The sequence below is a fragment of the Klebsiella sp. PK01 genome, from assembly GCF_057624675.1.
The window spans coordinates 238,718-264,796 of sequence record NZ_JBYEZM010000005.1 but is presented as its reverse complement, the minus strand read 5'-3'; the positions used below and the strand labels follow the sequence as shown (position 1 = coordinate 264,796).

General features: G+C 55.4%; 24 protein-coding genes. 14 read left to right on the top strand and 10 right to left on the bottom strand.

Annotation, left to right across the window (positions count from 1 at the left end; translation table 11 throughout):
- The first annotated feature begins 142 nt into the window (after positions 1-142).
- From AC22LX_RS17560 to ghrB, 6 genes are all read left to right on the top strand, one after another.
- Complete coding sequence (locus AC22LX_RS17560) at positions 143-805, top strand: OmpA family lipoprotein (protein WP_015369222.1); 663 nt, start codon at positions 143-145, stop codon at positions 803-805.
- A 102-nt stretch (positions 806-907) separates the two neighbouring features.
- Positions 908-1,924 (top strand): LacI family DNA-binding transcriptional regulator, encoded by a 1,017-nt coding sequence (locus tag AC22LX_RS17555; protein WP_045390758.1) that lies wholly within the window; start codon positions 908-910, stop codon positions 1,922-1,924.
- 109 nt (positions 1,925-2,033) lie between these two features.
- A complete protein-coding gene (locus AC22LX_RS17550; RefSeq protein WP_063447371.1) occupies positions 2,034-2,783 on the top strand; it encodes a sugar phosphate isomerase/epimerase family protein in 750 nt (249 codons plus the stop codon).
- Between the two features lie 3 nt (positions 2,784-2,786).
- The gene (locus AC22LX_RS17545) at positions 2,787-3,722 is read left to right on the top strand and encodes a sugar kinase (RefSeq protein WP_063415758.1); all 936 of its coding nucleotides are present in this window, start codon (positions 2,787-2,789) and stop codon (positions 3,720-3,722) included.
- 100 nt (positions 3,723-3,822) lie between these two features.
- Positions 3,823-5,103, top strand: a complete 1,281-nt coding sequence (locus tag AC22LX_RS17540) for an MFS transporter (protein ID WP_045390750.1) — start codon at positions 3,823-3,825, stop codon at positions 5,101-5,103.
- A 24-nt stretch (positions 5,104-5,127) separates the two neighbouring features.
- Entirely contained in the window at positions 5,128-6,099 is a 972-nt protein-coding gene (gene ghrB / locus AC22LX_RS17535) for a glyoxylate/hydroxypyruvate reductase GhrB (protein WP_045390747.1), read from the top strand.
- Between the two features lie 66 nt (positions 6,100-6,165).
- On the opposite strand, the gene AC22LX_RS17530 is transcribed toward ghrB, so the two are convergent.
- The gene (locus AC22LX_RS17530) at positions 6,166-6,876 is read right to left on the bottom strand and encodes a DUF3053 domain-containing protein (protein ID WP_045390744.1); all 711 of its coding nucleotides are present in this window, start codon (positions 6,874-6,876) and stop codon (positions 6,166-6,168) included.
- Positions 6,877-7,312: 436 nt separating this feature from the next.
- Here AC22LX_RS17530 and AC22LX_RS17525 point away from each other — a divergent pair, with 436 nt between their 5' ends.
- The 3 genes from AC22LX_RS17525 (at position 7,313) to cspE (ending at position 9,685) form a co-directional block, all read left to right on the top strand.
- Entirely contained in the window at positions 7,313-8,671 is a 1,359-nt protein-coding gene (locus tag AC22LX_RS17525) for an MFS transporter (protein WP_045390741.1), read from the top strand.
- A gap of 246 nt (positions 8,672-8,917) precedes the next feature.
- Positions 8,918-9,208: an HTH-type transcriptional regulator gene (locus AC22LX_RS17520; RefSeq protein WP_045390740.1), complete on the top strand. Its 291-nt coding sequence runs from the start codon at positions 8,918-8,920 to the stop codon at positions 9,206-9,208.
- A 264-nt stretch (positions 9,209-9,472) separates the two neighbouring features.
- Entirely contained in the window at positions 9,473-9,685 is a 213-nt protein-coding gene (gene cspE, locus AC22LX_RS17515; RefSeq protein WP_000014594.1) for a transcription antiterminator/RNA stability regulator CspE, read from the top strand.
- Positions 9,686-9,735: 50 nt separating this feature from the next.
- On the opposite strand, the gene yidD is transcribed toward cspE, so the two are convergent.
- From yidD to AC22LX_RS17490, 5 genes are all read right to left on the bottom strand, one after another.
- Positions 9,736-10,143, bottom strand: coding sequence for a membrane protein insertion efficiency factor YidD (yidD, locus tag AC22LX_RS17510; protein WP_074165800.1), 408 nt, complete (start codon positions 10,141-10,143; stop codon positions 9,736-9,738).
- A gap of 86 nt (positions 10,144-10,229) precedes the next feature.
- Positions 10,230-11,849 (bottom strand): ABC-F family ATP-binding cassette domain-containing protein, encoded by a 1,620-nt coding sequence (locus AC22LX_RS17505; RefSeq protein WP_163310975.1) that lies wholly within the window; start codon positions 11,847-11,849, stop codon positions 10,230-10,232.
- 232 nt (positions 11,850-12,081) lie between these two features.
- Entirely contained in the window at positions 12,082-14,151 is a 2,070-nt protein-coding gene (gene glyS, locus AC22LX_RS17500) for a glycine--tRNA ligase subunit beta (RefSeq protein ID WP_020077709.1), read from the bottom strand.
- Between the two features lie 9 nt (positions 14,152-14,160).
- Positions 14,161-15,072, bottom strand: coding sequence for a glycine--tRNA ligase subunit alpha (glyQ, locus tag AC22LX_RS17495; protein ID WP_001168551.1), 912 nt, complete (start codon positions 15,070-15,072; stop codon positions 14,161-14,163).
- A 137-nt stretch (positions 15,073-15,209) separates the two neighbouring features.
- Positions 15,210-15,509 carry a YsaB family lipoprotein gene (locus AC22LX_RS17490; RefSeq protein ID WP_045390734.1) on the bottom strand — a complete coding sequence of 100 codons (300 nt, stop codon included), beginning with the start codon at positions 15,507-15,509 and terminating at the stop codon, positions 15,210-15,212.
- Positions 15,510-15,693: 184 nt separating this feature from the next.
- On the opposite strand from AC22LX_RS17490, the gene AC22LX_RS17485 reads away from it, so the two are divergent.
- Positions 15,694-16,689, top strand: coding sequence for an acyltransferase (locus AC22LX_RS17485; RefSeq protein WP_047047740.1), 996 nt, complete (start codon positions 15,694-15,696; stop codon positions 16,687-16,689).
- Between the two features lie 34 nt (positions 16,690-16,723).
- On the opposite strand, the gene yiaA is transcribed toward AC22LX_RS17485, so the two are convergent.
- The 4 genes from yiaA to xylA form a co-directional block, all read right to left on the bottom strand.
- Positions 16,724-17,164, bottom strand: a complete 441-nt coding sequence (gene yiaA, locus AC22LX_RS17480) for an inner membrane protein YiaA (RefSeq protein ID WP_045390728.1) — start codon at positions 17,162-17,164, stop codon at positions 16,724-16,726.
- A gap of 34 nt (positions 17,165-17,198) precedes the next feature.
- Positions 17,199-17,576, bottom strand: a complete 378-nt coding sequence (yiaB, locus tag AC22LX_RS17475; protein WP_045390725.1) for an inner membrane protein YiaB — start codon at positions 17,574-17,576, stop codon at positions 17,199-17,201.
- Positions 17,577-17,745: 169 nt separating this feature from the next.
- On the bottom strand, positions 17,746-19,200 hold the full coding sequence (gene xylB / locus AC22LX_RS17470) for a xylulokinase (protein ID WP_045390723.1): 1,455 nt from the start codon (positions 19,198-19,200) through the stop codon (positions 17,746-17,748).
- Between the two features lie 94 nt (positions 19,201-19,294).
- Positions 19,295-20,617 (bottom strand): xylose isomerase, encoded by a 1,323-nt coding sequence (gene xylA, locus AC22LX_RS17465; RefSeq protein WP_047047733.1) that lies wholly within the window; start codon positions 20,615-20,617, stop codon positions 19,295-19,297.
- A gap of 372 nt (positions 20,618-20,989) precedes the next feature.
- On the opposite strand from xylA, the gene xylF reads away from it, so the two are divergent.
- The 4 genes from xylF (at position 20,990) to xylR (ending at position 26,052) form a co-directional block, all read left to right on the top strand.
- Positions 20,990-21,985, top strand: a complete 996-nt coding sequence (xylF, locus tag AC22LX_RS17460) for a D-xylose ABC transporter substrate-binding protein (protein ID WP_045390717.1) — start codon at positions 20,990-20,992, stop codon at positions 21,983-21,985.
- A 64-nt stretch (positions 21,986-22,049) separates the two neighbouring features.
- Positions 22,050-23,591 (top strand): xylose ABC transporter ATP-binding protein, encoded by a 1,542-nt coding sequence (locus AC22LX_RS17455; protein ID WP_045390714.1) that lies wholly within the window; start codon positions 22,050-22,052, stop codon positions 23,589-23,591.
- Positions 23,569-24,750: a xylose ABC transporter permease XylH gene (xylH, locus tag AC22LX_RS17450; RefSeq protein ID WP_045390712.1), complete on the top strand. Its 1,182-nt coding sequence runs from the start codon at positions 23,569-23,571 to the stop codon at positions 24,748-24,750. The genes AC22LX_RS17455 and xylH overlap by 23 nt, the downstream gene beginning before the upstream one ends.
- Positions 24,751-24,873: 123 nt before the next feature.
- The gene (gene xylR, locus AC22LX_RS17445) at positions 24,874-26,052 is read left to right on the top strand and encodes a D-xylose utilization transcriptional activator XylR (RefSeq protein WP_045390709.1); all 1,179 of its coding nucleotides are present in this window, start codon (positions 24,874-24,876) and stop codon (positions 26,050-26,052) included.
- The last annotated feature ends 27 nt before the right edge of the window (positions 26,053-26,079 follow it).

Genomic DNA, 26,079 nt, shown 5'->3' with positions numbered 1-26,079 from the left:
GGTGTTGTGGCGGTTTGTTAGTCAACCGTTCAATGTTACTTACAAAAAGAGATACCCTGCGGGGAATTTTCTCCGTATTCGGACGTCATAATCAACCGTCACGCTTGCGGTGGCAAAGAATAAAAAGGATTAAGGAAATAAGATGAAAAAACGCGTACTGATGATTGCTGCTATCGTTAGCGGCACACTGGCTATTTCTGGTTGTACTACCAACCCTTATACCGGCGAACGCGAAGCAGGAAAATCCGGCATCGGCGCGGGTATCGGCTCCTTAGTGGGCGCAGGCGTCGGCGCGCTCTCCTCTTCCAAACATGACCGCGGCAAAGGCGCGCTGATTGGCGCAGCGGCAGGCGCGGCGCTCGGCGGCGGCATCGGTTACTACATGGACGTGCAGGAAGCGAAACTGCGCGAAAAAATGCAGGGAACCGGCGTCAGCGTGACGCGAAATGGCGACAATATCGTGCTTAACATGCCGAATAACGTCACCTTTGACAGCAGCAGCGCCAACCTGAAACCTGCAGGCGCCAACACCCTGACCGGCGTCGCGATGGTGCTGAAAGAGTACGAGAAAACCGCCGTTAACGTCGTCGGATATACCGATAGCACCGGCAGCAACGATCTGAACATGCGTCTGTCACAACAGCGTGCCGACAGCGTCGCCAGCGCGCTCATCACTCAGGGCGTGGCAGCTAACCGTATTCGCACCACCGGCATGGGCCCGGCGAACCCGATCGCCAGCAACAGCACGGCGGAAGGCAAAGCGCAGAACCGTCGCGTGGAAATTACCCTCAGCCCGCTGCAGTAATCTTCTCGTTTCCGGCCCGGCAGCCTTCCTGCCGGGCAAAATGCTTGATATCGCTATTTTTCGCGCTAAGGTGTTGGCAGATTTTCAGCAAAGGAAGCCATCATGGCGAAAGCGGCGCGAGCAACCATCAGCGACGTGGCGAAAGCCGCGAAGACCGGTAAAACCAGCATTTCACGCTATCTCAACGGCGAAAAACATCTGCTATCCGACGATCTACTGGCGCGGATTGAAAAAGCGATTGCCGAGCTCAACTACCGTCCCAGCCTGATGGCCCGTGGCCTGAAACATGGCCGTACCCGCCTGATTGGCCTGATCATCGCCGATATCACTAACCCTTACTCCGTGAACGTGTTAAGCGGGATCGAAGCCGCCTGCCGCGAAAAAGGCTTCACCTTGCTGGTATGTAATACCAACAACGAAATCGATCAGGAGCTCCACTATCTCGACCTCTTACGCAGCTATCAGGTTGAAGGGATTGTGGTTAATGCGGTCGGCATGCGCGAAGAAGGCCTCAACCGTCTGCAGCAATCCGCGCTGCCGATGGTGCTTATCGACCGTAAAATCCCCGATTTCGCCTGTGATGTCGTGGGGCTGGATAACACCCAGGCCGCCACCACCGCCACCGAGCATCTGGTAGAAAAGGGTTTTGAAGCGCTGCTGTTTTTAAGCGAGCCGATTGGCTCCGTTAACACCCGCCGCGAACGTCTGGACGCCTTTCGCGCCACCCTACAGCGCTATACTGGCGTAGTGGCGGAAAACGCCGAGGTGCCGCTCAACGACGGCGCTATGATGGATAACGTCCTGCGCCAGTTCCACGCCCGCCACCGCGGAATGCGCAAAGCGGTGATTTCCGCCAACGGCGCCCTGACGTTACAGGTAGCCCGCTCGCTGAAGCGCGTTGACCTCATCTGGGGCAGCGATATCGGCCTGCTGGGCTTCGATGAGCTGGAATGGGCGGAGCTGGCCGGCGTCGGCATCACCACCCTCAAACAACCAACCTGGCAGATTGGCTATGCCGCAGTCGAACAGGTCGTCAGACGTATCGAAGGCGGCAGCGACCCCATCTGCGAGCGGGTGTTCTCCGGCGAGCTCATTGTGCGGGGATCAACTTCTCGTTAACGATTCATCGTGATGACGATCATAAATTAAACATCCTGGCCTTTTCTTTGGAACCGGTACCATCTAGCGTAATAGGGAGTTAAGCCCCACCACGCCAGGAGTTTGTTCAATGGCCAGAAAAATCATTGTCGTCACCGCCGCTTATGGCAACGACCACGTTAAAGCGCTTGGCGGGCAGTCCGCCGTATTACCCTTTATCGCCGGTTCCGGCGCCGATGGCGTGGAAATTCGCCGCGAGCTGTTCAGCGCGGCGGAACTGAAGCAGTTGCCGACGCTGGCGGCCGACATTGAAAAACGGGGCCTGCTGGCCTGCTACTCCGCGCCGCAGGCGCTGTTCGCCGACAATGGCGAGCTCAATCCTAATCTCCCGTCATTACTTGAGGAAGCGCAAGCCCTCAACGCCCTGTGGCTGAAGCTCTCCCTCGGTCATTTCATCCATAATCAACAGCTGGAGACGCTGCGCGATATTCTGAGCGACAGCGGCATGGCTCTGGTGGTCGAAAATGACCAGACCGATTGCGGCCAACTGGCGCCGATGCAGCGTTTCAAAGCCGCCTGCCGGGTCCATCAGATGCCGGTGACGCTGACTTTCGACATGGGGAACTGGCTGTGGGTTGGCGATTCGCCGGAAGAAGCCGCACGCCATCTGGCCCCCGCAGTCAGCTATATTCATGTGAAGGCGGCGGAGCCTCATCATGAGAAGTATCGCGCCGTCCCACCGGACCAGGCGGACGCACGCTGGCTGGCGCTGCTCGATAACCTGCCCGCCGACGCGCCGCGCGGTATTGAATTCCCGCTGGTCGGCGACGACCTGACCGCCGTCACCCGCCATTACGTTGATCTGTTACGCGAGGATTAAGCCATGGAAAACTTAGATGTCATTACCATTGGCGAAGCCATGGCGATGTTTGTCGCCACCGAAACCGGCGAACTGGCGGAAGTTGAACGCTTTATCAAACGCGTGGCCGGCGCTGAACTGAACGTGGCGACCGGTCTGGCGCGCCTGGGGCTGAAGGTGGGCTGGGTGAGCCGCGTCGGCAACGATAGTTTTGGCCGTTTCGTGCTGAATTCACTGGCCAAAGAAGGTATCGACGCGCGCGGCGTAGCCGTTGACGAGCGCTACGCTACCGGCTTCCAGATGAAATCTAAAGTCGAAAATGGAACCGATCCCATCGTGGAATATTTCCGTAAAGGATCGGCTGCCAGCCATCTGTCGACGGAAGATTTCCGCGCCGATTACTTCACCAGCGCCCGCCATTTGCACTTAAGCGGCGTCGCCGCCGCGCTGTCCGACAGTTCGTATGCATTGCTGGAACATGCGGCCAACGTGATGAAAGCCGAAGGGAAAACCCTCTCTTTTGACCCAAACCTGCGCCCGGTACTGTGGAAAAGCGAAGCCGAGATGGTGGAGAAACTGAACCGCCTCGCCTTCAAGGCTGATTGGGTTTTGCCAGGCTTAAAAGAGGGGGTGATTCTTACCGGCCAGCAGACGCCGGAAGGTATCGCTGATTTCTATCTGTCGCGCGGCGTTAAGGCGGTGGTGATTAAAACCGGCTGCGACGGCGCCTGGTTCAAGACCGCTGACGGCGAACAGGGCGCCATCGCCGCGATTAAAGTCGATAACGTGGTGGACACCGTCGGCGCGGGCGATGGCTTTGCCGTCGGCGTGATCAGCGCGCTGCTGGAAGGCAAAACGCTGACGCAAGCCGTGAACCGCGGTAACAAAATTGGCTCGCTGGCCATTCAGGTCCAGGGCGATAGCGAAGGGCTGCCCACCCGCGAAGCGCTGGGCGAATAATCTTTTCACCTAAAACAGCCGTCCTGTACCCTACATGCAGTGCGGCACAGCAGCGCCCGTCCCGGCGGGCGTATGTCACCTCATTGACAGAGGCAAGCCTATGAACAGTTCAACAAATGCAGCAAAACGTTGGTGGTACATCATGCCTATCGTGTTTATCACGTATAGCCTGGCGTACCTTGACCGCGCCAACTTCAGCTTTGCATCGGCCGCGGGCATTACCGAAGACCTTGGCATCACTAAAGGCATCTCATCGCTGCTGGGCGCCCTTTTCTTCCTTGGATACTTCTTCTTCCAAATCCCCGGAGCGATTTACGCCGAACGCCGCAGCGTGCGTAAACTTATCTTTATCTGCCTGATCCTGTGGGGCGGCTGCGCCTCGCTGACCGGCGTAGTGCATAACATCCCGGCGCTGGCGGCCATCCGCTTTATTCTTGGCGTGGTGGAAGCGGCGGTCATGCCGGCGATGCTGATTTACATCAGTAACTGGTTTACCAAATCAGAGCGTTCGCGCGCCAACACCTTCCTGATCCTCGGCAACCCGGTCACCGTACTGTGGATGTCGGTCGTATCGGGTTATCTGATCCAGGCCTTCGGCTGGCGTGAAATGTTTATCTTTGAAGGGATCCCTGCAGTAATTTGGGCCTTCTGCTGGTGGGTACTGGTGAAAGACAAACCGTCGCAGGTGAACTGGCTGGCGGAAAGTGAAAAAGCGGCGCTGCAGGAACAGCTGGAGCGCGAGCAGCAGGGTATCAAAGCGGTGCGTAACTATGGCGAAGCCTTCCGTTCACGCAACGTGGTGCTACTGTGTATGCAATATTTCGCCTGGAGCATCGGCGTGTACGGTTTCGTACTGTGGCTGCCGTCAATCATCCGCAGCGGCGGCGAAAACATGGGGATGGTCGAGGTAGGCTGGCTCTCTTCAGTACCCTATCTGGCGGCAACGATTGCGATGATCGCCGTCTCCTGGGCTTCCGATAAGATGCAGAACCGTAAGCTGTTTGTCTGGCCGCTGCTGCTCATTGGCGGGCTGGCGTTCATCGGCTCGTGGGCCGTCGGCGCCAACCATTTCTGGGTCTCTTATACCCTGCTGGTGATCGCCGGCGCGGCCATGTACGCCCCGTACGGCCCGTTCTTTGCGATTATCCCGGAGATGCTGCCGCGCAACGTCGCCGGCGGCGCGATGGCGCTGATCAACAGTATGGGAGCGCTGGGTTCCTTCTTTGGCTCGTGGTTCGTCGGCTATCTCAACGGCGCAACCGGCAGCCCGTCCGCCTCGTACATTTTCATGGGTGTGGCGCTTTTCGCCTCGGTATGGCTTACTTTAATTGTTAAGCCTGCTAAGAATCAAAAACTTCCGCTTGGCGCTCATCACGCCTGAACTACTTACGCTACGGAGATTCGCATGAAGCCGTCTGTCATTCTCTATAAAACGCTTCCCGACGACCTGTTACATCGTCTGGAGGAACATTTTTCCGTCACCCAGGTGAAAAACCTGCGTCCGGAAACCGTTTCACAGCACGCGGAGGCTTTCGCCCAGGCGGAAGGTTTACTGGGTTCGAGTGAAAAGGTTAACGCCGCGTTACTGGAGAAAATGCCGAAGCTGCGTGCGACCTCTACCGTGTCTGTCGGCTACGACAATTTTGATGTCGATGCGTTGAACGCGCGCAAGATTTTGCTGATGCATACGCCGACCGTGCTGACCGAAACCGTCGCCGATACGGTGATGGCGCTGGTGCTGAGCACCGCGCGTCGGGTGGTTGAGGTCGCTGAACGCGTGAAAGCGGGCGAATGGACCAAAAGCATCGGGCCGGACTGGTTCGGCTGCGATGTACACCATAAAACCTTAGGCATCGTCGGCATGGGCCGCATTGGCATGGCGCTGGCGCAGCGCGCCCACTTCGGTTTCGGCATGCCGATTCTGTATAACGCGCGCCGTCAGCATCCGCAGGCGGAAGAGCGCTTTAACGCCCGCTACTGCGATCTGGATACCCTGTTACAGGAAGCGGATTTCATCTGCCTGATCCTGCCGCTGAGCGAAGAGACCCACCACCTGTTCGGCGCAGCGCAGTTTGCCAAAATGAAATCTTCCGCCATCTTCATTAACGCCGGGCGCGGTCCGGTGGTTGACGAGCAGGCGCTGATTGCGGCGCTGCAGGCCGGTGAGATCCACGCCGCCGGTCTTGATGTCTTTGAACATGAACCACTGGCAAAAGATTCGCCATTACTGAAACTGTCGAACGTGGTCGCGCTGCCGCACATTGGTTCCGCTACCCACGAGACGCGTTATAACATGGCGGCCTGCGCGGTAGACAATCTGATTGACGCGTTGAACGGCAAGGTAGAGAAGAACTGTGTGAACCCGCAGGTGAAGTAAGCGAGAAAAGCAGAAGCCCGGCCGGCGGCGCTTACGCCGTCAGCCGGGAGAACAGCAATATACCGATTAACGCGTGGCGTTAACCGCCGCCGTCCAGGCCTGATTAAAGGCCTGATGCTGTGCGGCCAGCGGGGCGATCAGCGCATTGTACTGGCTCGCCTGCTGTGACGTCGGGAACTGAATACCGTTGGCCACGAAGCTCACCTGCGTCCCCTGCTGAGCGACAAAATCACCCACCTGGACCAGCTGCTGAGTAAAGATCTGCGCGGCCGGGATCAGCGGCTGCAGCGCATTCGCCGGCGCCGTCACGACTTTATTAAAAACCTGGTCATAAACCGGCTTAAGGTCATCAGCCTGCTTCAGCGCGCCATGCGCGGCATCGGCCTGCATTTTGGCGTTTTCCAGCTGCTGGCTCAGCACGCCCAGCGCGCCGTTAGCCTGACGCAGCGGTTCACGCTGAGTGGTATAATCCTGCGCCACGCGAATGGCGTTAACGCTATCAACCACCGGGCGCAGACCTGCATCCATCGCCTGGCTGACCTGCTGTGAATAAGCGTAAATCACCGCATAATCGGAAACGAAGGGGCCGAACTGTTTTTTCTGATCGGCGGTAAGCGTTGGCAGACGTTCGCCGCTACGCATCGCCGTATTCTGCAGGAAGTCGATGAACGCTTTGCGCTGATCGCCTTCTTTATCAAAACACCCACTCAGGCTAACCACCATTAATATGGCCGCAACGGCCGCAAACCAGCGAGAGCAGGACTTTCCTGTCGCCATTTTTTTACTCCTTCAGCCAAAAAAAGCGCAAACAGGCACACGCGTGCCAGACGCTGACAAGGATAGTCCAGGACGGGCTTGCAGGATACCCTTTCCTGATAATCTTACCGTGGAAAATGCCCTTTTTTGCCACCCCGGCGCCAGCCATGTCCGCTGTTAAGTTCATCACATTTAACGCGATAACTTAACCGGCAAAAATAGTAAATATCTTTTTGATTTAATTAAAATTAATAAAATCATCGGTGAATGAATTGGGCAAAGCGGACGATAATCGCACGCTTCCTGACGGCGGTACATTGTCTACAGGCAGGTTCAATGGTTTGATTAATGAGCGATTAACGGCGTTATGTTCGATTATCGCACAACCAACATCAATGATAGCGAGGGAGACTATAACAATCCCTCTGTCCCCCGCTCAGCCTGCCAGGAATGCCGTATGAAGAAAACAACCATCGATATTCAGGCTTTTATCAACGAACATCCATTCACTAAGTACCAATGGATGATTCTCGCCTTATGTTTTATTACCGTCGCGATGGACGGATTTGATACCGCGATTATCGGATTTATTGCTTCAGACCTGGTACAGGAATGGGGCGTTGAGAAATCCGCACTGGGCCCGGTAATGAGCGCCGCTCTGGTCGGGCTCGCCGTCGGCGCGCTGACGGCCGGGCCGCTCGCCGACCGTATTGGCCGCAAGAAAGTGCTGATTATGTCGATCCTGGTGTTCGGCGGCTTTAGTTTGTTAACCGCGTTTGCCAGCAGCCTGAACCAACTGACATTATTACGCTTCCTCACCGGTCTGGGCTTAGGCGCGGCAATGCCGAATGCCGCGACGCTAATGAGCGAATATGCTCCGGAACGCCGCCGCGCGCTGATGGTAAACCTGATGTTCGTCGGCTTCCCGATGGGATCGTCGCTCGGGGGCTTCCTGTCAGCCTGGATGATCCCGCACTATGGCTGGCAAAGCGTGTTAGTGCTTGGCGGCGTGATGCCGCTGCTGCTGGCCGTGGCGTTAATGTTCCTGCTGCCGGAATCCGCCCGCTATATGGTCGTGAAACGGCAGCCGGCACAACGCATCGCCGCCATCCTGAAGCGTATCGCGCCGCTGCCGGATGCGGTTGAATTTGAGCTACGTGAAGCAGGCCAGGTGAATGAAAAGTCGGCCATTGGCGTGATTTTCTCCCCGCGCTACGCCGTGGGCACCGTGATGCTGTGCCTGACCTATTTTATGGGATTATTGATTTTCTATCTGCTGACCAGCTGGCTACCGCTGCTGATCCGCGAAACCGGCGCCTCGATGAGCCAGGCTTCTATCATCACCGCGCTGTTCCCGCTCGGCGGCGGGATTGGCGTACTGATACTCGGCGCGCTAATGGACAAGATCAACCCTAACAAGGTAGTTGCCGTCGGCTGGCTGCTCACCGGCGTCTTTGTTTGCCTGGTCGGTTTCTCAACCAGCAATCTGCTGCTGATGGGAGTGATGGTGTTCATCGCCGGCAGCATTATGAACGGCGCGCAATCATCAATGCCGGCGCTGGCTGCCGGGTTCTATCCAACCCAGGGCCGTGCCACCGGCGTTGCCTGGATGCTCGGTATCGGCCGCTTCGGCGGGATCCTCGGCGCCTTCAGCGGCGCTTTCCTGATGCAGGCGCAATTGTCGTTTGAAACTATCTTCACGATGCTGGCGATCCCGGCGTTTTTATCCGCTATCGCTCTGCTGGTGAAATACAAAATGAGCCAGCGCCAGCCAACCGTCAGCGAAAATGACAGCAAGAATTTACAAAAAGCCTAATCAATCCAGCCAGCGCTCTGCGCTGGCTTTTTCTTGCCGCAAACCATCATTTACATAAATTTTCTAAAGCCGCTGTCGATGTTAGGAATCATCATCTTAGCTTTTACGCACGCCGCTTTTCCGGGTGATTAACGAAACCACGCCAACAAATAATCACTGCTGTTATTATTTTCCTTGCTTTTGCGACTATTCTTAAATGGCTCGATGTATTTTCCTCTCCGCAGTGAGACAGAATAGGAGCTCTCAATGGAATATAAAGATCCCGTATTTGATTTGTTGAGTAACCTGGAACAAATTGTTTTTAAAGATCAGCCGCAAACGGCCACGCTTGCCCGTACCCCAAGCGTTTTTAATGAATTTGAACGGCTGCGTAAAGGCACAGGGCTTAAGACCGATGATTTCGCCAATGCCATGGGCGTCAGCGTCGCAATGGTCGAAGAGTGGGAGTCGCGACGGGTAAAACCGTCATCCACGGAACTCAAACTGATGCGCCTGATGATGGCCAATCCGCAGCTCTCAAGGCAGCTAATAGATTGAAAAACTGGTTTACTATCTTCTTTTGGTAACGGTCCTGATGCAGGGCCGTTTTATATCCTGATGAAAAAAAGTTTGCTATCCGACTGAGAACATGCGTTAATGCTCGCAGGTTTGATGTACAGACCACAGAGCAGTCGAATAGAGCAGTCCTTCAAAGGTTATCCATTAGATATCCCCGTAGTGAACTTTCCCTTTATCGCTTTAAATCTGTAGTCCAGACCACTACGCCGCAAGGCTCACTAATTTTTTTAAAGGTAATTCACTATGTCCGGTAAAATGACTGGTATCGTAAAATGGTTCAACGCTGACAAAGGCTTCGGCTTCATCACTCCTGACGATGGCTCTAAAGACGTGTTCGTACACTTCTCTGCTATCCAGAACGATGGCTACAAATCCCTGGACGAAGGTCAGAAAGTTTCCTTCACCATCGAAAGCGGCGCTAAAGGCCCGGCAGCTGGCAACGTAACTTCTCTGTAAGTTCAAGCCGCTAAGAATAATAAATCCCTGCCCTATGGCGGGGATTTTTTTTATCTATTATTCCGGCGCCACAATCTCACTGATAAACAGTCGCAAGGACAATCCAGATCCGGCAGATTATCCGGCACCAGGTGGGAACAGCACTTACCGTCGCAGCCAGTGACAACATCACAACCATCGCAAGCATCGCGCTTTCTTCCCGGTTTACGTCTTTTTTTACCCGCTGGGTTAGCCGCGAGTTTTTGTTGCTGTAGGGTTTCCGCAGCCACCCGACAGTCGGCGAATCGCTGACGAATTTCTCGCCAACCGTCAACGACGCCTTTGTTATGAATAATGTCTTTTACCGCACCTGAACAACCCTGCGTATGATGTAAAACGCTATAGGCGCAGCGGTAGCCTTTGCGTGGAGAGATAATCCGTTGATAAAAAGCAATTAATTTTAATATTAGGTTGTCCATATATACCTAAAATGTGCGGGCTATCAGTCATCATATCCCTCCCGATCGCCCGACGGGTATAAATGAATTCCCAAAAACGACCACTTTTAAATGACAGTGAAATGCCAGCCCGTATCCCGCCACTCCAGGCAATGGGTCAATTTCAGGCCTTGTAAAAATGCCTCGTCATGCGATACCACCAGTATCGCGCCGGGAAACGCCGCCAGCGCGCTTTCAATTGCCTGGGTCGAAGCCAGATCGAGGTGATTGGTCGGCTCATCCAGTAGCAGAAGTTGTGTTGAGTCCCGCCGCCAGAGCGCGCAGGCAAGCGCCGCTTTCAGTCGCTCGCCGCCGCTTAACGCCGCCAGCGGAAGGCTGACCTTGTCAGCCCCCAGCTGGAGCTGCGCCAGACGGCTACGCAGCATTCCTTCATCCAGCGGAGTGTTTCCTAAGTTCAGGTGCTCCATTGCCGATAGTGATAAATCCAGCTGCGACAGATGCTGATCGAGATACGCCGCGCTCACCGACAGCCGAACATCGCCAGAGGTTGCCTGCTCCAGCCCCATCAGGGTTTTCAACAATGTTGTTTTGCCACAGCCGTTTGGCCCCTTTAGCGCGATGCGCATCGGGCCATCCACCCGCCAGTCGAGCGGCGCGGTGGATGAGTGAGCTAACTGCAGTGATTCCAGCACCAGTACCTGCTTGCCGGCGGCCACTTCACTGCCCGGTAGCGTGAACATCACCGGACTATCTTCTTCTACCCGCTCCCACGCCTGCTGCACGGCGGCATTCAGGCTGCTGTTCTGTTCACGATGCTGACGGCGCAGCGTGCCCGGGCGCTCTTTTGCGGCACCCTTGTACTTCACACGTTCGAAAGAGGCGATATTCAGCGAATCGACGGTACGCAGCGTCTGCGCCGATCGCCGCTGGGCCGCATCATGCTCCTTTTGCATCCGCGCCCGGGTGCGCCGCCGTTCGATAGCGGCATGCTCCAGCGCCGCTCGGGCGGCCTGTTGCTCCGCTTCGCGCTGCTGCTGATATGCGGCATAATTACCGCCATAGCTGCGCAGCGCCGCCGGCGTTAGCTCAATAATCTTCGACATCCGAGCCAGTAATTCACGGTCGTGGCTGGCGATTAATGCCCCGCCCCGCCAGATTTCCAGCTGCTGATACAGCCACTCCCTGCCCTGACGATCGAGATGATTCGTGGGTTCATCCAGCAACAGATAGTCCGCGCCGGAAACAAATGCGCCGCACAGCAGCGCCTTCATCCGTTCGCCGCCGCTGAGCGAAAAAGCGGGACGATCGGCGGAGAATGCCGGGAGATCGGCATCGCGAAAGGCTGAACTCAGGCGATCGGGCAGATCCCAACGACCATCTAACAGTTCGAAGTCATCTGCCAGTCCTTTCCCCTGTTCAAGACGGGACAAAGCGTCAAATAGCGGTGCATAACCCAGTAGCGAGGCAATGGTGGTCCCGGCCGTGAGGGTCGGCTGCTGCGCCACCCAGGCAACCGTAGCCGACCGTTCGATATGTCCGCCGGAAGGAGAATCGAGGCCCGCCAGCAGACGCAACAGGCGTGTCTTGCCAACGCCGTTGCGTCCAACAAGGCCGCAAAGCAACGGTTCCAGCGATAAATTCAGCGGGCCAAAAAGCGTCTGCCCCGTCGCGAACTGACAGGTGACCTGATGTAAAACAAATGAGGGGGTGTGGGCGCAATGAGCCATAAGCACTCCTGAATGAAATCAATACTCCCCTACCCGCAGCGTCTGCAAGGTAAGGCGTGAAATTCATCAGTCGTGTTTGTTCATTTGTCGTGCGCGCTCCAGTGAGACGAGGGATTCGTCGGGACATAGGATAGCCAGGCCTGAACCTGGATTTCAAGATTATTTTTTCACCATCGCGATAAGGCAAAAAAAAGCCTGCCGGATGGCAGGCTTTTGACCTTTCTCGAGATAGTTACTGCAGCAGCGAAATATCCGCAACCTGCAGGAACAGCTCGCGCAGTTTGGACAGCAGCGTCAGACGGTTGATGCGGACATCTTTGTCTTCGGCGTTAACCATCACATTTTCGAAGAACTCATCAACCGGCTCGCGCAGCGCAGCCAGCTCAATCAGCGCATCCTGATAACGGCCTTCGGCGAAGTATGGCTGCAGCTTATCACGCAGCACCACCAGATTACCGGCCAGCTTGATTTCCGCCGCTTCTTTCAGCACCGAGGCATGAACGATATCGTTCAGGGTCTCGTCGGATTTCGCCAGGATGTTGGATACGCGCTTGTTTGCCGCCGCGAGGGCGGAGGACTCTTCCAGCGTACGGAAGTGCGATACGGCCTTCATGCGCGCATCGAAATCCGCCGGGCGAGTCGGACGACGCGCCAGTACCGCCTGAATAGTGTCAACGCCGTAGCCTTCGTCCTGATACCAGGCGCGGAAGCGTCCCAGCATGAAGTCGATGACGTCATCAACGACGTTGGCGTTAGTGAGTTTCTCGCCGTACAGACGCACCGCTTCTTCGGTCAGCGTTTGCAGATCGAGATTCAGGTTCTTCTCAACGATGATACGCAGCACGCCCAGCGCGGCACGACGCAGCGCAAACGGGTCTTTATCGCCTTTCGGATGCTGGCCGATACCGAAAATACCCGCCAGGGTGTCCATCTTGTCGGCAATAGCCACCGCGCAGGCAACCGGGTTAGACGGCAGCGCATCGCCGGCAAAACGCGGCTGATACTGCTCGTTCAGCGCCACTGCGACGTCTTCCGCTTCGCCGTCATGACGCGCGTAGTGCATCCCCATCACGCCCTGCGTGTCGGTGAACTCGAAGACCATATTGGTCATCAGGTCACACTTGGACAGCAGACCCGCGCGGGTCGCATGGTTAACGTCAGCGCCGATTTGCTCGGCAATCCAGCCCGCCAGCGCCTGAATGCGATCGGTCTTGTCGCGCAGGGTTCCCAGCTGCTGTTGGAACAGCACGGTTTCCAGACGCGGCAGGTTATCTTCCAGACGTTTTTTACGGTCGGTATTGAAGAAGAACTCGGCATCCGCCAGACGCGGACGAACGACCTTCTCGTTACCGGAGATGATCTGCTGCGGATCTTTGGACTCGATATTCGCCACGAAGATGAAGTTCGGCAGCAGTTTGCCGTCGTTAGCATAGACCGGGAAGTACTTCTGGTCGCCCTTCATGGTGTAAACCAGCGCTTCGGATGGCACCGCGAGGAATTTCTCTTCAAACTTCGCCGTCAGCACTACCGGCCACTCGACCAGAGAGGTCACTTCTTCCAGCAGGCTTTCGCTCAGGTCAGCGTTACCGCCAATCTTACGCGCCGCCGCTTCAGCGTCCGCTTTGATTTTGGCTTTACGCTCGGCGTAGTCCGCCATCACTTTACCGCGCTCCAGCAGAATCTGCGGATACTGATCGGCATTGTCGATGGTGAATTCCGGCTCGCCCATAAAGCGATGTCCGCGGATGATACGGTCGGAAGCGATGCCCAGAATGGTCGCCGGAATAACCTGATCGCCCAACAGCAGGGTCACGGTGTGTACCGGACGCACGAAGTGAACGTCAGAAGCGCCCCAGCGCATCAGTTTCGGGATCGGCAGCTTCGCCAGCGAGGTTGCAACCATGTTCGGCAGCAGAGTCTGCGCGCTTTCACCTTTAACGTGGGCGCGATACAACAGCCATTCGCCTTTATCGGTGGTCAGACGTTCAGCCTGATCGACGGTGATTCCACAGCCGCGCGCCCAGCCTTCGGCCGCTTTGCTTGGTTTACCTTCCGCGTCAAACGCCTGGGCAATGGCCGGGCCGCGTTTTTCGACTTCGCGATCCGGCTGCGAGGCGGCCAGATTCGCCACTTTCAGCGCCAGGCGGCGCGGCGCGGCAAACCATTCGACGGCGCCGTGCGCAAGGCCAGCGTTGTCCAGTTCCGCAGTAAAGTTGGCAGCGAAGGATTCAGCCAGGCTGCGCAGTGCTTTTGGTGGCAGCTCTTCGGTGCCGATCTCCACCAGGAAAGTTTTCTCAGACATGGCCGCCTCTTATTTGTCTTTGTTGCACATCGGGAAGCCCAGGGCCTCACGGGAAGCATAGTAAGCTTCTGCCACTGCTTTGGTCAGGGTGCGGATGCGCAGAATATAGCGCTGACGCTCGGTGACGGAGATGGCTTTTCGCGCATCCAGCAGGTTAAAGCTATGGGCGGCTTTGAGAATACGTTCGTAGGCAGGAAGCGGCAGCGGGTTTTCCAGCGCCAGCAGTTGCTGCGCTTCTTTCTCGTACTGCTCGAAGCAGGTGAACAGGAAGTCTACGTCCGCATATTCAAAGTTATAGGTGGATTGTTCCACTTCGTTCTGGTGGAACACGTCGCCGTAGGTGGTTTTGCCCAGCGGGCCATCGCTCCAGACCAGATCGTAGACGCTGTCCACGCCCTGGATGTACATCGCCAGACGCTCCAGGCCGTAAGTGATTTCACCGGTAACCGGTTTACATTCCAGGCCGCCAACCTGCTGGAAGTAAGTGAACTGCGTCACTTCCATACCGTTCAGCCACACTTCCCAACCCAGCCCCCAGGCGCCCAGCGTCGGGTTTTCCCAGTTATCTTCAACGAAGCGGATGTCGTGAATGGTCGGATCCATACCCAACTCTTTCAGAGATCCGAGGTACAATTCCTGAATGTTGTCCGGAGACGGCTTAATCACCACCTGGAACTGGTAATAGTGCTGTAAGCGGTTCGGGTTTTCGCCATAGCGACCGTCGGTCGGGCGACGAGAAGGCTGCACGTAGGCGGTCGCCATCGGCTCTGGCCCCAACGCGCGTAAGCAGGTCATCGGGTGGGAGGTGCCGGCGCCAACTTCCATGTCCAGTGGTTGAACAATGGTGCAGCCCTGACGAGCCCAGTAATCCTGTAAGGTCAGGATCAGGCCCTGGAAGGTCCTGGTATCAAACTTTTGCATATTATTTCGTGCTGGATACGTGTGGATTTAAAGGAAGGGATCAGTATACCCGCTGGCTGCGAGATATACAGTATGAAACGCCTTTGTTTAGCGAAATTTGAGCAAAGCGGCACCATCATGCGGCGTTCAAGCCGCATTTAGCGCATAGAAAGATGCAAAAACTGGCCGTCTGGATCAAAAGAACAGATAAAACGTTCATTCCTCGAAGTCAGGCCGGAAAGCTCATAGCTCGCCTGGAACTGCTCGAAATGATTGACGTCGACGCGACGGGTGTCTGTGCTATAACGTAACGCCGCCTGATCCTTGCATAGTTTTTCCATATTCAGCGTCGTTTGCGGCGTGATACGTGCCTTTTGCGCTTTTTGGACAGGTTGAGCAGGTGTCTGGCTGCAGCCGACCAGCAGCAGCGCCACCAGGACTGATACGAAATATTTCATCACTATTTTTCTCAACCGCCTTGTTAGCCAATTGTTATCGTGCAGACCATGTAAACCCAGACAAACATTTTGCGAATCTCACTGATGCTCTACAAGAGTGTGGCGATAAACTCAGAATATTCCATTGTGATGACGACAAACTACGGGAGTCAGACTCTTTTTACGCAGGAGCCATGAGGTACAGATGCAGGAAAAAATAAGCTGGATTACCAACTTGCGCGGCATAGCATGTCTGATGGTCGTGATGATTCACAGCACCACCTGGTATATTACCCATCCGCATAGCATCAGCCTGTTTGAATGGGATATCGCTAACCTGCTTAACTCGGCATCGCGCGTCAGCGTCCCGCTTTTTTTCATGATTTCAGGTTATCTTTTTTTTGGCGAACGCAGCGCCCAGCCGCGCCATTATCTGCGCATCGTGCTGTGTATCCTGTTCTACAGCGCGCTGGCGCTGCTCTATATCACCCTGTTTACCCATATCAACGTTGGGCTGTCATTAAAAAACTTACTGCAGAAGCCGGTGTTTTATCACCTGTGGTTTTTCTTTGCCATTGTGGTGATTTATCTGCTCTCGCCGCTGATTCAGGTGAAGCAGGTCAGCGGCAAAATGCTGCTGGCGCTGATGCTGGTGATTGGCCTCATCGCCAACCCTAATACGGTAAGTATTAAAGCCGGCGGCATTGAATGGCTACCGATCAATCTTTATATCAACGGCGATACCTTTTACTACGTACTGTACGGGATACTGGGCCGGGCGATCGGCGCCATGAACACCGACAGAAGAGGATTAACCCTGCTGTGCGCGCTGCTGTTTACCGCCGCGGTGTGGGTCATTTCACGCGGCACGCTGCATGAACTGCAATGGCGCGGCGATTTCGGCGATACCTGGTATCTTTATTGCGGACCAGCAGTATTTGTCTGCGCGACCTCGTTGCTGACGCTGGGCAAAAACATCCTCAATAATCGCGAGCTCCCCGGTATTGCGTTAATTTCCAGACATTCGTTAGGCATTTATGGTTTTCACGCGCTGTTTATACACGCGCTGCGCGCAAGTGGTCTGGAGCTTAGCCGCTGGCCATTACTGGATATTGTATGGATTTTCGCCGCTGCGCTCTTGGGTAGCCTGGCGCTGTCTGTACTGGTGCAGCGAATTGACCGCCGCCGGTTAGTGAGCTAAAAAAGCGCCCGCCGTTCAACGCGGGCGCCGTCGGTTACTCTGCGGTCTCTTCGATTACTGCGTTCCCCTCGCTTAACGGCGAGCGATCCCAGGCGTCACGAATATTCTTCTGTACTGCTACCGCGCCGAACAGGCTCAAAAAGAATGCCAGGCCATAGAAGCCTTTCTCGCTTAACATCAGCGTTGCGTTCCACAATCCCACTACCAGCAGGCCTATCGCAATCACGAAGGCGATCAGGCAGGACATGTAATACATAGCGGTGGTTGGAATTTTGTCGTATTTATCACGTACCGTTTTCTGATAAGAAGCGGCGGAAAAAAGACCCAATACCAATACGGCAAAATAGTAGCCCTTTTCATTGAGCTCCATTGGCGCGTTCCACAGGCCAATCAAATACACGAGGATACCGCCCACCAGCGCAATCCATGAGATCAGGTGAAACGCGGGTGAATATGTCGTCGCTTTCATTTCCATTACTGACTACCTCTCTTCGCTGTCGACTGACAGCTTATTCCACTGAGCTATTGCGAGCTTTATCCGCGACTTTGGCGGGATAAGATATCGCTGAAGCGCCATACATACAGACAAACCATGCCATCACGTAAATGCTTTTTTCACGCCACGGCGCGGGGACAAACCAGGCGCCGACCAGCAGCAATCCCACCGATAGCAACAGCACCAGCCGGCACAGAGAGATAAAATCGTCGTCTCGCTGCGCTTCCAGCTCCGTTCGCTGATGCGTGAGCACGGCAAACATCCCCATCACCAGCACACCAAGAAAGTACCCTTTGCCGCTGAATAGCGGACACGTTCGCCAGATGCCGATTAAGTAAACCAGCGAGCCCAGCAGCATGACCAATCTTGCCGTCGTACGTTTTAATTTCATTGCGCCTCCCTGGCCATCGTAACGCTCATTATGACCGGGGAATTGCCAGTTGCGGCGGTTTCAGCGAATTGAAATCCACAATTCGGAATAAATAAATATGTGAATTAAATCAATGCAAAGTGAATCATTCAGAAAGGGAATTCGCCCCAATAAATGGGGCGAGAACATCTTATGACATCAGTGGCTTAAGCTGCTGATAGATCTGGCGGAATGTTTCACGACGCGGCGCATAACGGGCAAACCGTTGAGCATCAGGCAAGTGCGCCTGCTCCAGCGGCAGCTGCGGCAGGAGGTCAGAGAAAGCCGCACCTTGATGAACGCCCAGCTGCGCCAATCTTGCCGCGCCTAACGCCGGGCCGACATCGCCGCCGGTGCGGAAATTCAGCTGCTGCCCGCTAATATCGGCTAGCATTTGCCGCCAGTATGCGCTCCGCGCGCCGCCGCCGATAAGAGTGACGCTTTCCGGTTTCACGCCACAGGAGTGCACAACATCCATACCGTCGGCCAGCGCGTAACCCACCCCTTCAAGCACCGCCCGCGCCAGTTCGGCGGGACCATGTTGATGGGTAAGGCCGAAGAACACGCCTTTAGCCTGCGGATTGTTGTGCGGCGTACGCTCGCCGGAAAGATAGGGGAGAAACCACACCGGATCGGCATTTTCGTCCGCCCCCTGCGCCGCGGCGAGCAGCGCCGGTACGCTGCCAAGGCCGGTCAACTTCGCCGCCCAATCCAGACAAGACGCGGCGCTGAGCATCACCGACATCAGATGCCAGCGGCCCGGCAGCGCGTGGCAGAAACTATGCACCGCGCTTTCCGGTTTACTCAGAAAACCATCGCTGACGGCGAAATAGACGCCGGAGGTTCCCAGCGATAACATCGCCTGCCCGGCATCGGCCATGCCAACGCCGACAGCGCCTGCGGCGTTATCACCGCCGCCCGCAACCACCAGCGCCCGCGGCATATTCCACGCCTGGGCTACCTCAGCGCGCAGTTGGCCGGTCACCTCACAGCCTTCAAATAGCGACGGCATATTGTCGCGGCTGAGCCCGCAGGCGGCGAGCATCTCATCGCTCCAGTCACGACGCGCGACGTTCATCCACATCGTGCCGGCGGCGTCGGACATATCGCTGGCGAATTCACCGCTCATGCGTAGCCGCAGATAATCTTTCGGCAACAGGACCTTATCAACCTGTTTAAAGATATCGGTTTCATGACGCTGCACCCACAGCAGCTTAGGCGCCGTAAAGCCCGGCATCATCAGGTTACCGGTGATTTGCCGCGAAGCGCCGACTTTTTCTTCCAGCAGCATGCACTCTTCGCCGCAGCGGCCATCATTCCACAAAATCGCCGGACGCAGCACCCGTTGCTGTTTATCGAGCAGCGTGGCGCCATGCATTTGTCCGGCGATCCCTAAGGCTTTTACCTCACGCAGAGCGTGTTGCGATCCCAGCGCTTGCATCGCGGTATTCGTCGCCTGCCACCACTGTTCGGGATCTTGTTCGGACCAGAGCGGATGTGGGCGCGAGACGGTCAGTTTTTCGGTATGCGTCGCCAGTACGTCGCCCTGTTCATTGAGCAGAATGGCTTTTACGCCCGAGGTCCCTAAATCAATCCCGATATACATGCAGCGTCTCCTTAACACGAACGCCACGGCAAAGCGTGGCGCAGCAAAAATGGTTACAGCCAGCGCCCGGATTTAGCGGGCGCTTTTGTCGGCATTACTTATCGAACAGGTAATGATTCACCAGGTTTTCCAGCAGTTCCTGATGTCCGCTGTGGTGCTGCGGCGCCAGGTTGTGCTGAGTCGCATAGTGCGCGATGTCGGTCAGGGTCATCTGGCCTTTAAGGATCTGCTGGCCCAATTCACCGTTCCAGCCGGCGTAGCGTTTTGCCACGCGTTTATCCAGCTCGCCATCTTCAATCATGCGCGCCGCGACCTTCAGCGACAGCGCCATGGTGTCCATCGCACCGATATGACCGTAGAACAGGTCGTATTTGTCGGTGCTCTGGCGACGAACTTTAGCATCAAAGTTCAGGCCGCCGGTGGTGAAGCCGCCCGCTTTGAGGATCTCATACATCACCAGGGCGTTCTCTTCCACGCTGTTCGGGAACTGGTCGGTATCCCAGCCAAGCTGCGCATCGCCGCGGTTAGCATCAACCGAACCGAACAGGCCCAGCGCAATAGCCGTCGCGATTTCGTGATGGAAAGAGTGGCCGGCAAGGGTGGCGTGGTTGGCTTCAATGTTCAGTTTAATCTCTTTTTCCAGACCAAACTGTTTCAGGAATCCATAAACCGTGGAGGCATCATAATCATACTGGTGCTTGGTCGGCTCCTGCGGCTTCGGCTCGATCAGCAGGGTGCCCTGGAAACCAATTTTGTGTTTGTGCTCAACCACCAGCTGCATAAAGCGGCCGATCTGCTCGCGTTCCTGACGCAGGTCGGTATTAAGCAGGGTTTCATAGCCTTCGCGACCGCCCCACAGAACATAGTTTTCACCACCCAACTTGTGGGTCGCATTCATTGCGGTGACTACCTGAGTCGCCGCCCAGCTAAAGACTTCCGGATCGGGGTTAGTCGCCGCCCCTGCGCCATAACGCGGGTTGGTAAAGCAGTTTGCCGTCCCCCACAGCAGTTTGACGCCGCTCTGCTGCTGTTTTTCCGCCAGCACGTCCACCATCTGCGCGAAGTTGTTGCTGTACTCTTTCAGCGAAGCGCCTTCCGGAGAAACGTCGACATCATGGAAGCAGTAATACGGCACATTCAACTTATGGAAAAACTCAAATGCCACTTCGGCTTTACGCTTCGCCATTTCCAGCGCTTCGCCCGGCTGCTGCCATGGTCGATCGAAGGACCCCACGCCAAACATATCCGCGCCATTCCAGCAGAAAGTGTGCCAATAGCAGGCGGCGAAACGCAGGTGGTCTTCCATGCGTTTACCCAGTACTAATTCATCCGGATTGTAGTGGCGGAAAGCCAGCGGGTTAGTCGATTTCGGGCCTTCATAACGAACGCGTTCGAGTTGATCGAAATAGGTCTGCATAGAGAACTCCATATTCAGGGGTGCGGCGAGTAACAAGTTATACGCCAATATAGAATTCCACTTTCGCCTTCCTCAATTACGTTATTTCACACCGCCATTGAGAGAATCCACAAACGTGCGCCAGCTCGCAAAAATAATTCCTCTCCGCATAATTTCTGGAATCCTATGATGGAAGAAGAATGAAATAATCTGCATACTCTTGAATAAAATACGATCGCGGTCATAAATTACAAAACAAACTAAATTTCATAATGCGAAAATAAGAACAGGTAATTGCCAGCCCTCGCTTCCCCGTTAAGAATCTGCAACGTATCTGCAACCTGAAGTTTATTCCTGTACGCCTTACCTACCCTTTGAAAAGGTATCGTTATTATGAAGATAAAGAACCTTTGCCTTACGCTCTGCGCCTCATCGCTCCTTCTCGCCAGCATGGCGGGTATGGCTAAAGAAGTTAAGATTGGGATGGCCATCGACGACCTTCGTCTGGAACGCTGGCAAAAAGATCGCGATATTTTCGTTAATAAAGCAGAATCCTTAGGCGCCAAAGTATTTGTGCAGTCCGCCAATGGCAACGAAGAAACGCAAATGTCGCAAATTGAAAATATGATCAACCGCGGCGTCGATGTTTTAGTGATTATTCCTTACAACGGCCAGGTGCTCAGCAACGTTATTAAGGAAGCAAAACAAGAGGGAATTAAAGTCCTCGCCTACGATCGCATGATTAATAATGCTGATATCGATTTTTATATTTCTTTCGATAATGAAAAAGTCGGTGAAATGCAGGCCCAAAGCCTGGTTGACAAAGTGCCGCAGGGTAATTATTTCCTGATGGGCGGCTCGCCGGTGGATAATAACGCCAAACTGTTCCGCGCCGGCCAGATGAAGGTACTCAAACCTTATGTCGATGAGGGCAAAATTAAGATCGTCGGCGATCAGTGGGTCGACGGCTGGCTGCCGGAAAATGCGTTAAAAATCATGGAAAACGCGCTGACGGCGAATAACAACAAAATTGACGCGGTAGTGGCTTCCAATGACGCGACCGCCGGCGGCGCTATCCAGGCGCTAAGCGCCCAGGGGCTGGCGGGTAAAGTCGCTATCTCCGGGCAAGACGCCGATTTGGCTGGCGTGAAACGTATTATTTCCGGCACCCAGACGATGACCGTTTATAAACCTATCACCACCCTTGCCACCAACGCTGCCGAAATCGCCGTTGAATTAGGCAACGACCAGCAACCCAAGGCCGACGCCACGTTGAATAACGGCTTAAAAGATGTCCCCTCGCGCCTGTTAACGCCAATTGAAGTCAATAAAGAGAATATTGACGCCACGGTGATTAAAGACGGTTTCCACAAAAAGAGTGAACTGTAATGGCTGACGCCCCGATACGGGGCGTCATTTTCGTCCTGCCGGATATCGCTTTTGCGGAGTCTCTATGTCCTGGTTACTCGAAATGAAGAACATCACCAAAGCCTTCGGCGCGGTTAAAGCCGTGGATAACGTCAGCCTGCGGCTGAATGCCGGGGAAGTGGTGTCGTTATGCGGTGAAAATGGTTCGGGGAAATCAACGCTGATGAAAGTGCTGTGCGGGATCTATCCGCACGGCAGCTACGAAGGTGAAATTATTTTCGCCGGCGAGACGCTGCAGGCGAATCATATTCGCGATACCGAGCGTAAAGGTATCGCCATTATTCACCAGGAGCTGGCGTTGGTGAAGCATCTCACGGTGCTGGAAAATATCTTTCTCGGCGCCGAGATCTCACGCCATGGCCTGCTGGATTACGAAACCATGACCCTGCGCTGCCAGAAGCTGTTGGCGCAGGTGAATTTATCGATCTCGCCGGATACCCGCGTCGGTGATTTAGGTCTGGGCCAGCAGCAGCTGGTCGAGATCGCCAAGGCGCTGAATAAACAGGTACGTTTGCTGATCCTCGATGAACCCACGGCATCGTTAACTGAACAAGAAACCGCGACGCTGCTGGCGATTATTCGCGATCTGCAAAACCACGGTATCGCCTGTATTTATATTTCGCACAAGCTCAATGAAGTTAAAGCCATCTCCGACACTATCTGCGTAATACGTGACGGTCAGCATATTGGCACCCGCGACGCCAGCGGAATGAACGAAGATGACATCATCACTATGATGGTCGGGCGCGAGCTCACGGCGCTGTATCCAAACGAACCCCATAGCCATGGCGAAGAAATCTTGCGTGTCGAGCATCTCACCGCATGGCACCCGGTAAACCGCCATATTAAGCGCGTCAACGACGTCTCATTTACCCTCCGCCGCGGCGAAATCCTCGGCATCGCCGGGTTAGTCGGCGCCGGGCGCACCGAAGCCGTACAGTGCCTGTTTGGCGTCTGGCCGGGGCGCTGGCAGGGAAGCATTTTTATCGATGGCCAACCGGTGACAATTAACAATTGCCAACAGGCGATTGCCCATGGCATCGCCATGGTGCCGGAAGATCGCAAAAAAGACGGCATCGTGCCGGTGATGGCAGTCGGCAAGAACATCACTCTCGCGGCGTTAAACCAGTTCACCGGCCCGGTGAGCAGTCTCGACGACGCCGCAGAGCAGCACTGCATCCAGCAGTCGATTCAGCGGCTGAAAATTAAAACGTCATCGCCGGATCTGGCGATTGGCCGCCTGAGCGGCGGCAATCAACAAAAGGCGATTCTGGCCCGCTGCCTGCTGCTCAACCCGCGCATCTTGATCCTCGATGAACCAACCCGCGGCATCGATATCGGCGCGAAATACGAAATCTACAAGCTTATCAATCAACTGGTGCAGCAAGGCATCGCCGTCATCGTCATCTCATCCGAACTGCCTGAAGTGCTCGGGCTGAGCGATAGGGTACTGGTGATGCACGAAGGCAAGCTTAAGGCCGATTTACTTAATCAAGGTCTGACCCAGGAACAGGTGATGGAAGCCGCGCTGAGGAGCGAACGCCATGTCGAAAAACACGTCGTCTGAAATCAAACTCACCCCATCCGCCCCTGCCGCTTTTCCGGCGCTGAAAGGGCTCAATCTCCAGGTTTTCGTGATGATCGCCGCGATTATCGCCATTATGCTGTTTTTTACCTGGGTTACCGACGGCGCCTATTTGAGCGCACGTAATATTTCCAACCTCCTGCGGCAAACCGCCATCACCGGCATCCTCGCCGTCGGCATGGTGTTTGTGATCATTTCGGCGGAAATTGACCTCTCCGTCGGCTCGATGATGGGTCTGCTCGGCGGGGCGGCGGCGATTTTCGACGTCTGGCTCGGCTGGCCGCTACCGCTCACCATCCTCGTTACGTTGGTTATGGGGCTACTGCTCGGCGCGTGGAACGGATGGTGGGTCGCCTATCGTAAGGTGCCCTCTTTCATTGTGACCCTTGCCGGCATGCTGGCGTTTCGCGGAATTTTAATCGGCATTACCAACGGTACCACCGTCTCGCCCACCACGCCGGCAATGTCGCAAATCGGCCAAAGTTATTTACCGGACGGCATCGGCTTTGGAATCGGCGTTATTGGCATGGCGGCTTTTATCATCTGGCAATGGCGCGGACGGATGCGCCGACAGGCGTTAGGGCTGGCGACCACCAGTTCTGGCGGCGCCGTTGGTCGTCAGACCATCACCGCGGTTATTGTGCTGGGCGCTATCTGGCTGCTCAATGACTATCGCGGCGTACCGACGCCGGTGCTCATACTCGCCGCTCTGCTGCTGGCGGGCATGTTTATGGCGACCCGCACCGCTTTTGGCCGCCGCATCTATGCCATTGGCGGCAATCTGGAAGCGGCTCGCCTCTCCGGGATTAACGTCGAGCGCACCAAGCTTGCGGTCTTCGCCATTAACGGCCTGATGGTGGCCATCGCCGGGTTGATTCTCAGCTCGCGGCTGGGAGCAGGTTCGCCTTCCGCCGGCAACATCGCCGAACTGGACGCTATCGCCGCCTGCGTGATTGGCGGCACCAGTCTGGCGGGCGGCGTCGGCAGCGTTGCTGGCGCGGTGATGGGGGCATTTATTATGTCGGCGCTGGATAATGGCATGAGCATGATGGACGTCGCCACCTTCTGGCAATACATCGTCAAAGGCGCCATTTTACTGTTGGCGGTCTGGATGGATTCGGCTACCAAACGGAGAACATAACGGTATCACTATGAAAAATGCCCGAATAACTTGCGCCACCGCCAAACTTCGCAATAAGGCGCTTGAAATAATTCGGGCATTAGCCGGTATTGTATGACCGGGGTAAGAGCAGGAATATCATCTATGTTTGAAAAGCGTCACCGCATTACGCTGTTATTCAACGCCAACAAAGCCTATGACCGTCAGGTGGTTGAAGGCGTTGGCGAATATCTGCAGGCATCACAGCTGGAATGGGATATTTTTATCGAAGAGGATTTTCGCGCGCGTATCGAAAACATCAAAGAGTGGCTGGGTGATGGCGTGATCGCCGATTACGACGACCCGGAGATTGAAAAGCTACTGGCGGATGTCAAAGTGCCGATTATCGGCGTCGGCGGCTCCTACCATAAGCCAGAATGCTATCCGCCTGTTCACTATATCGCCACCGATAATGCCGCGCTGGTCGAAAGCGCATTCCTGCATCTGAAAGAAAAAGGCGTGAACCGCTTCGCCTTTTACGGGCTACCGACCTCCAGCGGCAAGCGCTGGGCGATGGAGCGCGAACACGCCTTCAGCCAGCTAGTCGCCAAAGAAAAATACCGTGGCGTGGTCTATCAGGGGCTGGAGACCGCGCCGGAGAACTGGCAGCATGCGCAAAATCGGCTCGCCGACTGGCTACAAACGCTGCCGCCGCAAACCGGCATTATCGCCGTGACCGATGCCCGGGCACGTCACGTCCTGCAGGCCTGTGAGCTGCTGCATATTCCGGTGCCGGAAAAATTATGCGTTATCGGTATCGATAACGAAGAATTGACCCGCTATCTCTCCCGCGTCGCGCTCTCTTCCGTGGCGCAAGGTACCCGGCAAATGGGCTACCAGGCGGCGAAACTACTGCACCGTTTAATGGAAAACGAAGCGCTGCCGCTGCAGCGCCTGCTGGTGCCGCCGATGCGCGTCATTGAGCGGCGTTCCACCGATTATCGCTCACTCACCGACCCTGCGGTGATTCAGGCGATGCATTACATCCGCAACCACGCCTGCAAAGGCATTAAGGTTGAGCAGGTGCTCGACGCCGTCGGTATTTCCCGCTCTAATCTGGAGAAACGCTTTAAAGAAGAGGTCGGCGAGACCATCCACACGGTGATCCACAGCGAAAAGCTGGAAAAAGCGCGCAGCCTGCTGGTCTCCACCACGCTATCGATAAACGAAATTTCGCAGATGTGCGGTTATCCGTCGCTGCAGTATTTCTATTCGGTGTTTAAGAAAGAGTACGACGTGACGCCAAAGGAATACCGCGACCAGCACAGTGAAGTAATGATGTAGCGGGAAAGAAAAATGCCCGGGCTTACG

Excerpts from the sequence above, each read along its gene's own strand:
- yiaA (WP_045390728.1), bottom strand. The coding sequence starts at position 17,164 with ATGGAAATGAAAGCGACGACATATTCACCCGCGTTTCACCTGATCTCA.
- xylR (WP_045390709.1), top strand. The coding sequence starts at position 24,874 with ATGTTTGAAAAGCGTCACCGCATTACGCTGTTATTCAACGCCAACAAA.
- AC22LX_RS17540 (WP_045390750.1), top strand. The coding sequence starts at position 3,823 with ATGAACAGTTCAACAAATGCAGCAAAACGTTGGTGGTACATCATGCCT.
- AC22LX_RS17505 (WP_163310975.1), bottom strand. The coding sequence starts at position 11,849 with ATGGCTCATTGCGCCCACACCCCCTCATTTGTTTTACATCAGGTCACC.
- AC22LX_RS17490 (WP_045390734.1), bottom strand. The coding sequence starts at position 15,509 with ATGAAATATTTCGTATCAGTCCTGGTGGCGCTGCTGCTGGTCGGCTGC.
- AC22LX_RS17525 (WP_045390741.1), top strand. The coding sequence starts at position 7,313 with ATGAAGAAAACAACCATCGATATTCAGGCTTTTATCAACGAACATCCA.
- yidD (WP_074165800.1), bottom strand. The coding sequence starts at position 10,143 with ATGGACAACCTAATATTAAAATTAATTGCTTTTTATCAACGGATTATC.
- AC22LX_RS17550 (WP_063447371.1), top strand. The coding sequence starts at position 2,034 with ATGGCCAGAAAAATCATTGTCGTCACCGCCGCTTATGGCAACGACCAC.
- AC22LX_RS17520 (WP_045390740.1), top strand. The coding sequence starts at position 8,918 with ATGGAATATAAAGATCCCGTATTTGATTTGTTGAGTAACCTGGAACAA.
- AC22LX_RS17530 (WP_045390744.1), bottom strand. The coding sequence starts at position 6,876 with ATGGCGACAGGAAAGTCCTGCTCTCGCTGGTTTGCGGCCGTTGCGGCC.
- AC22LX_RS17555 (WP_045390758.1), top strand. The coding sequence starts at position 908 with ATGGCGAAAGCGGCGCGAGCAACCATCAGCGACGTGGCGAAAGCCGCG.
- ghrB (WP_045390747.1), top strand. The coding sequence starts at position 5,128 with ATGAAGCCGTCTGTCATTCTCTATAAAACGCTTCCCGACGACCTGTTA.
- xylH (WP_045390712.1), top strand. The coding sequence starts at position 23,569 with ATGTCGAAAAACACGTCGTCTGAAATCAAACTCACCCCATCCGCCCCT.
- glyS (WP_020077709.1), bottom strand. The coding sequence starts at position 14,151 with ATGTCTGAGAAAACTTTCCTGGTGGAGATCGGCACCGAAGAGCTGCCA.
- xylF (WP_045390717.1), top strand. The coding sequence starts at position 20,990 with ATGAAGATAAAGAACCTTTGCCTTACGCTCTGCGCCTCATCGCTCCTT.
- cspE (WP_000014594.1), top strand. The coding sequence starts at position 9,473 with ATGTCCGGTAAAATGACTGGTATCGTAAAATGGTTCAACGCTGACAAA.
- xylB (WP_045390723.1), bottom strand. The coding sequence starts at position 19,200 with ATGTATATCGGGATTGATTTAGGGACCTCGGGCGTAAAAGCCATTCTG.
- yiaB (WP_045390725.1), bottom strand. The coding sequence starts at position 17,576 with ATGAAATTAAAACGTACGACGGCAAGATTGGTCATGCTGCTGGGCTCG.
- AC22LX_RS17455 (WP_045390714.1), top strand. The coding sequence starts at position 22,050 with ATGTCCTGGTTACTCGAAATGAAGAACATCACCAAAGCCTTCGGCGCG.
- AC22LX_RS17545 (WP_063415758.1), top strand. The coding sequence starts at position 2,787 with ATGGAAAACTTAGATGTCATTACCATTGGCGAAGCCATGGCGATGTTT.
- xylA (WP_047047733.1), bottom strand. The coding sequence starts at position 20,617 with ATGCAGACCTATTTCGATCAACTCGAACGCGTTCGTTATGAAGGCCCG.
- glyQ (WP_001168551.1), bottom strand. The coding sequence starts at position 15,072 with ATGCAAAAGTTTGATACCAGGACCTTCCAGGGCCTGATCCTGACCTTA.
- AC22LX_RS17485 (WP_047047740.1), top strand. The coding sequence starts at position 15,694 with ATGCAGGAAAAAATAAGCTGGATTACCAACTTGCGCGGCATAGCATGT.
- AC22LX_RS17560 (WP_015369222.1), top strand. The coding sequence starts at position 143 with ATGAAAAAACGCGTACTGATGATTGCTGCTATCGTTAGCGGCACACTG.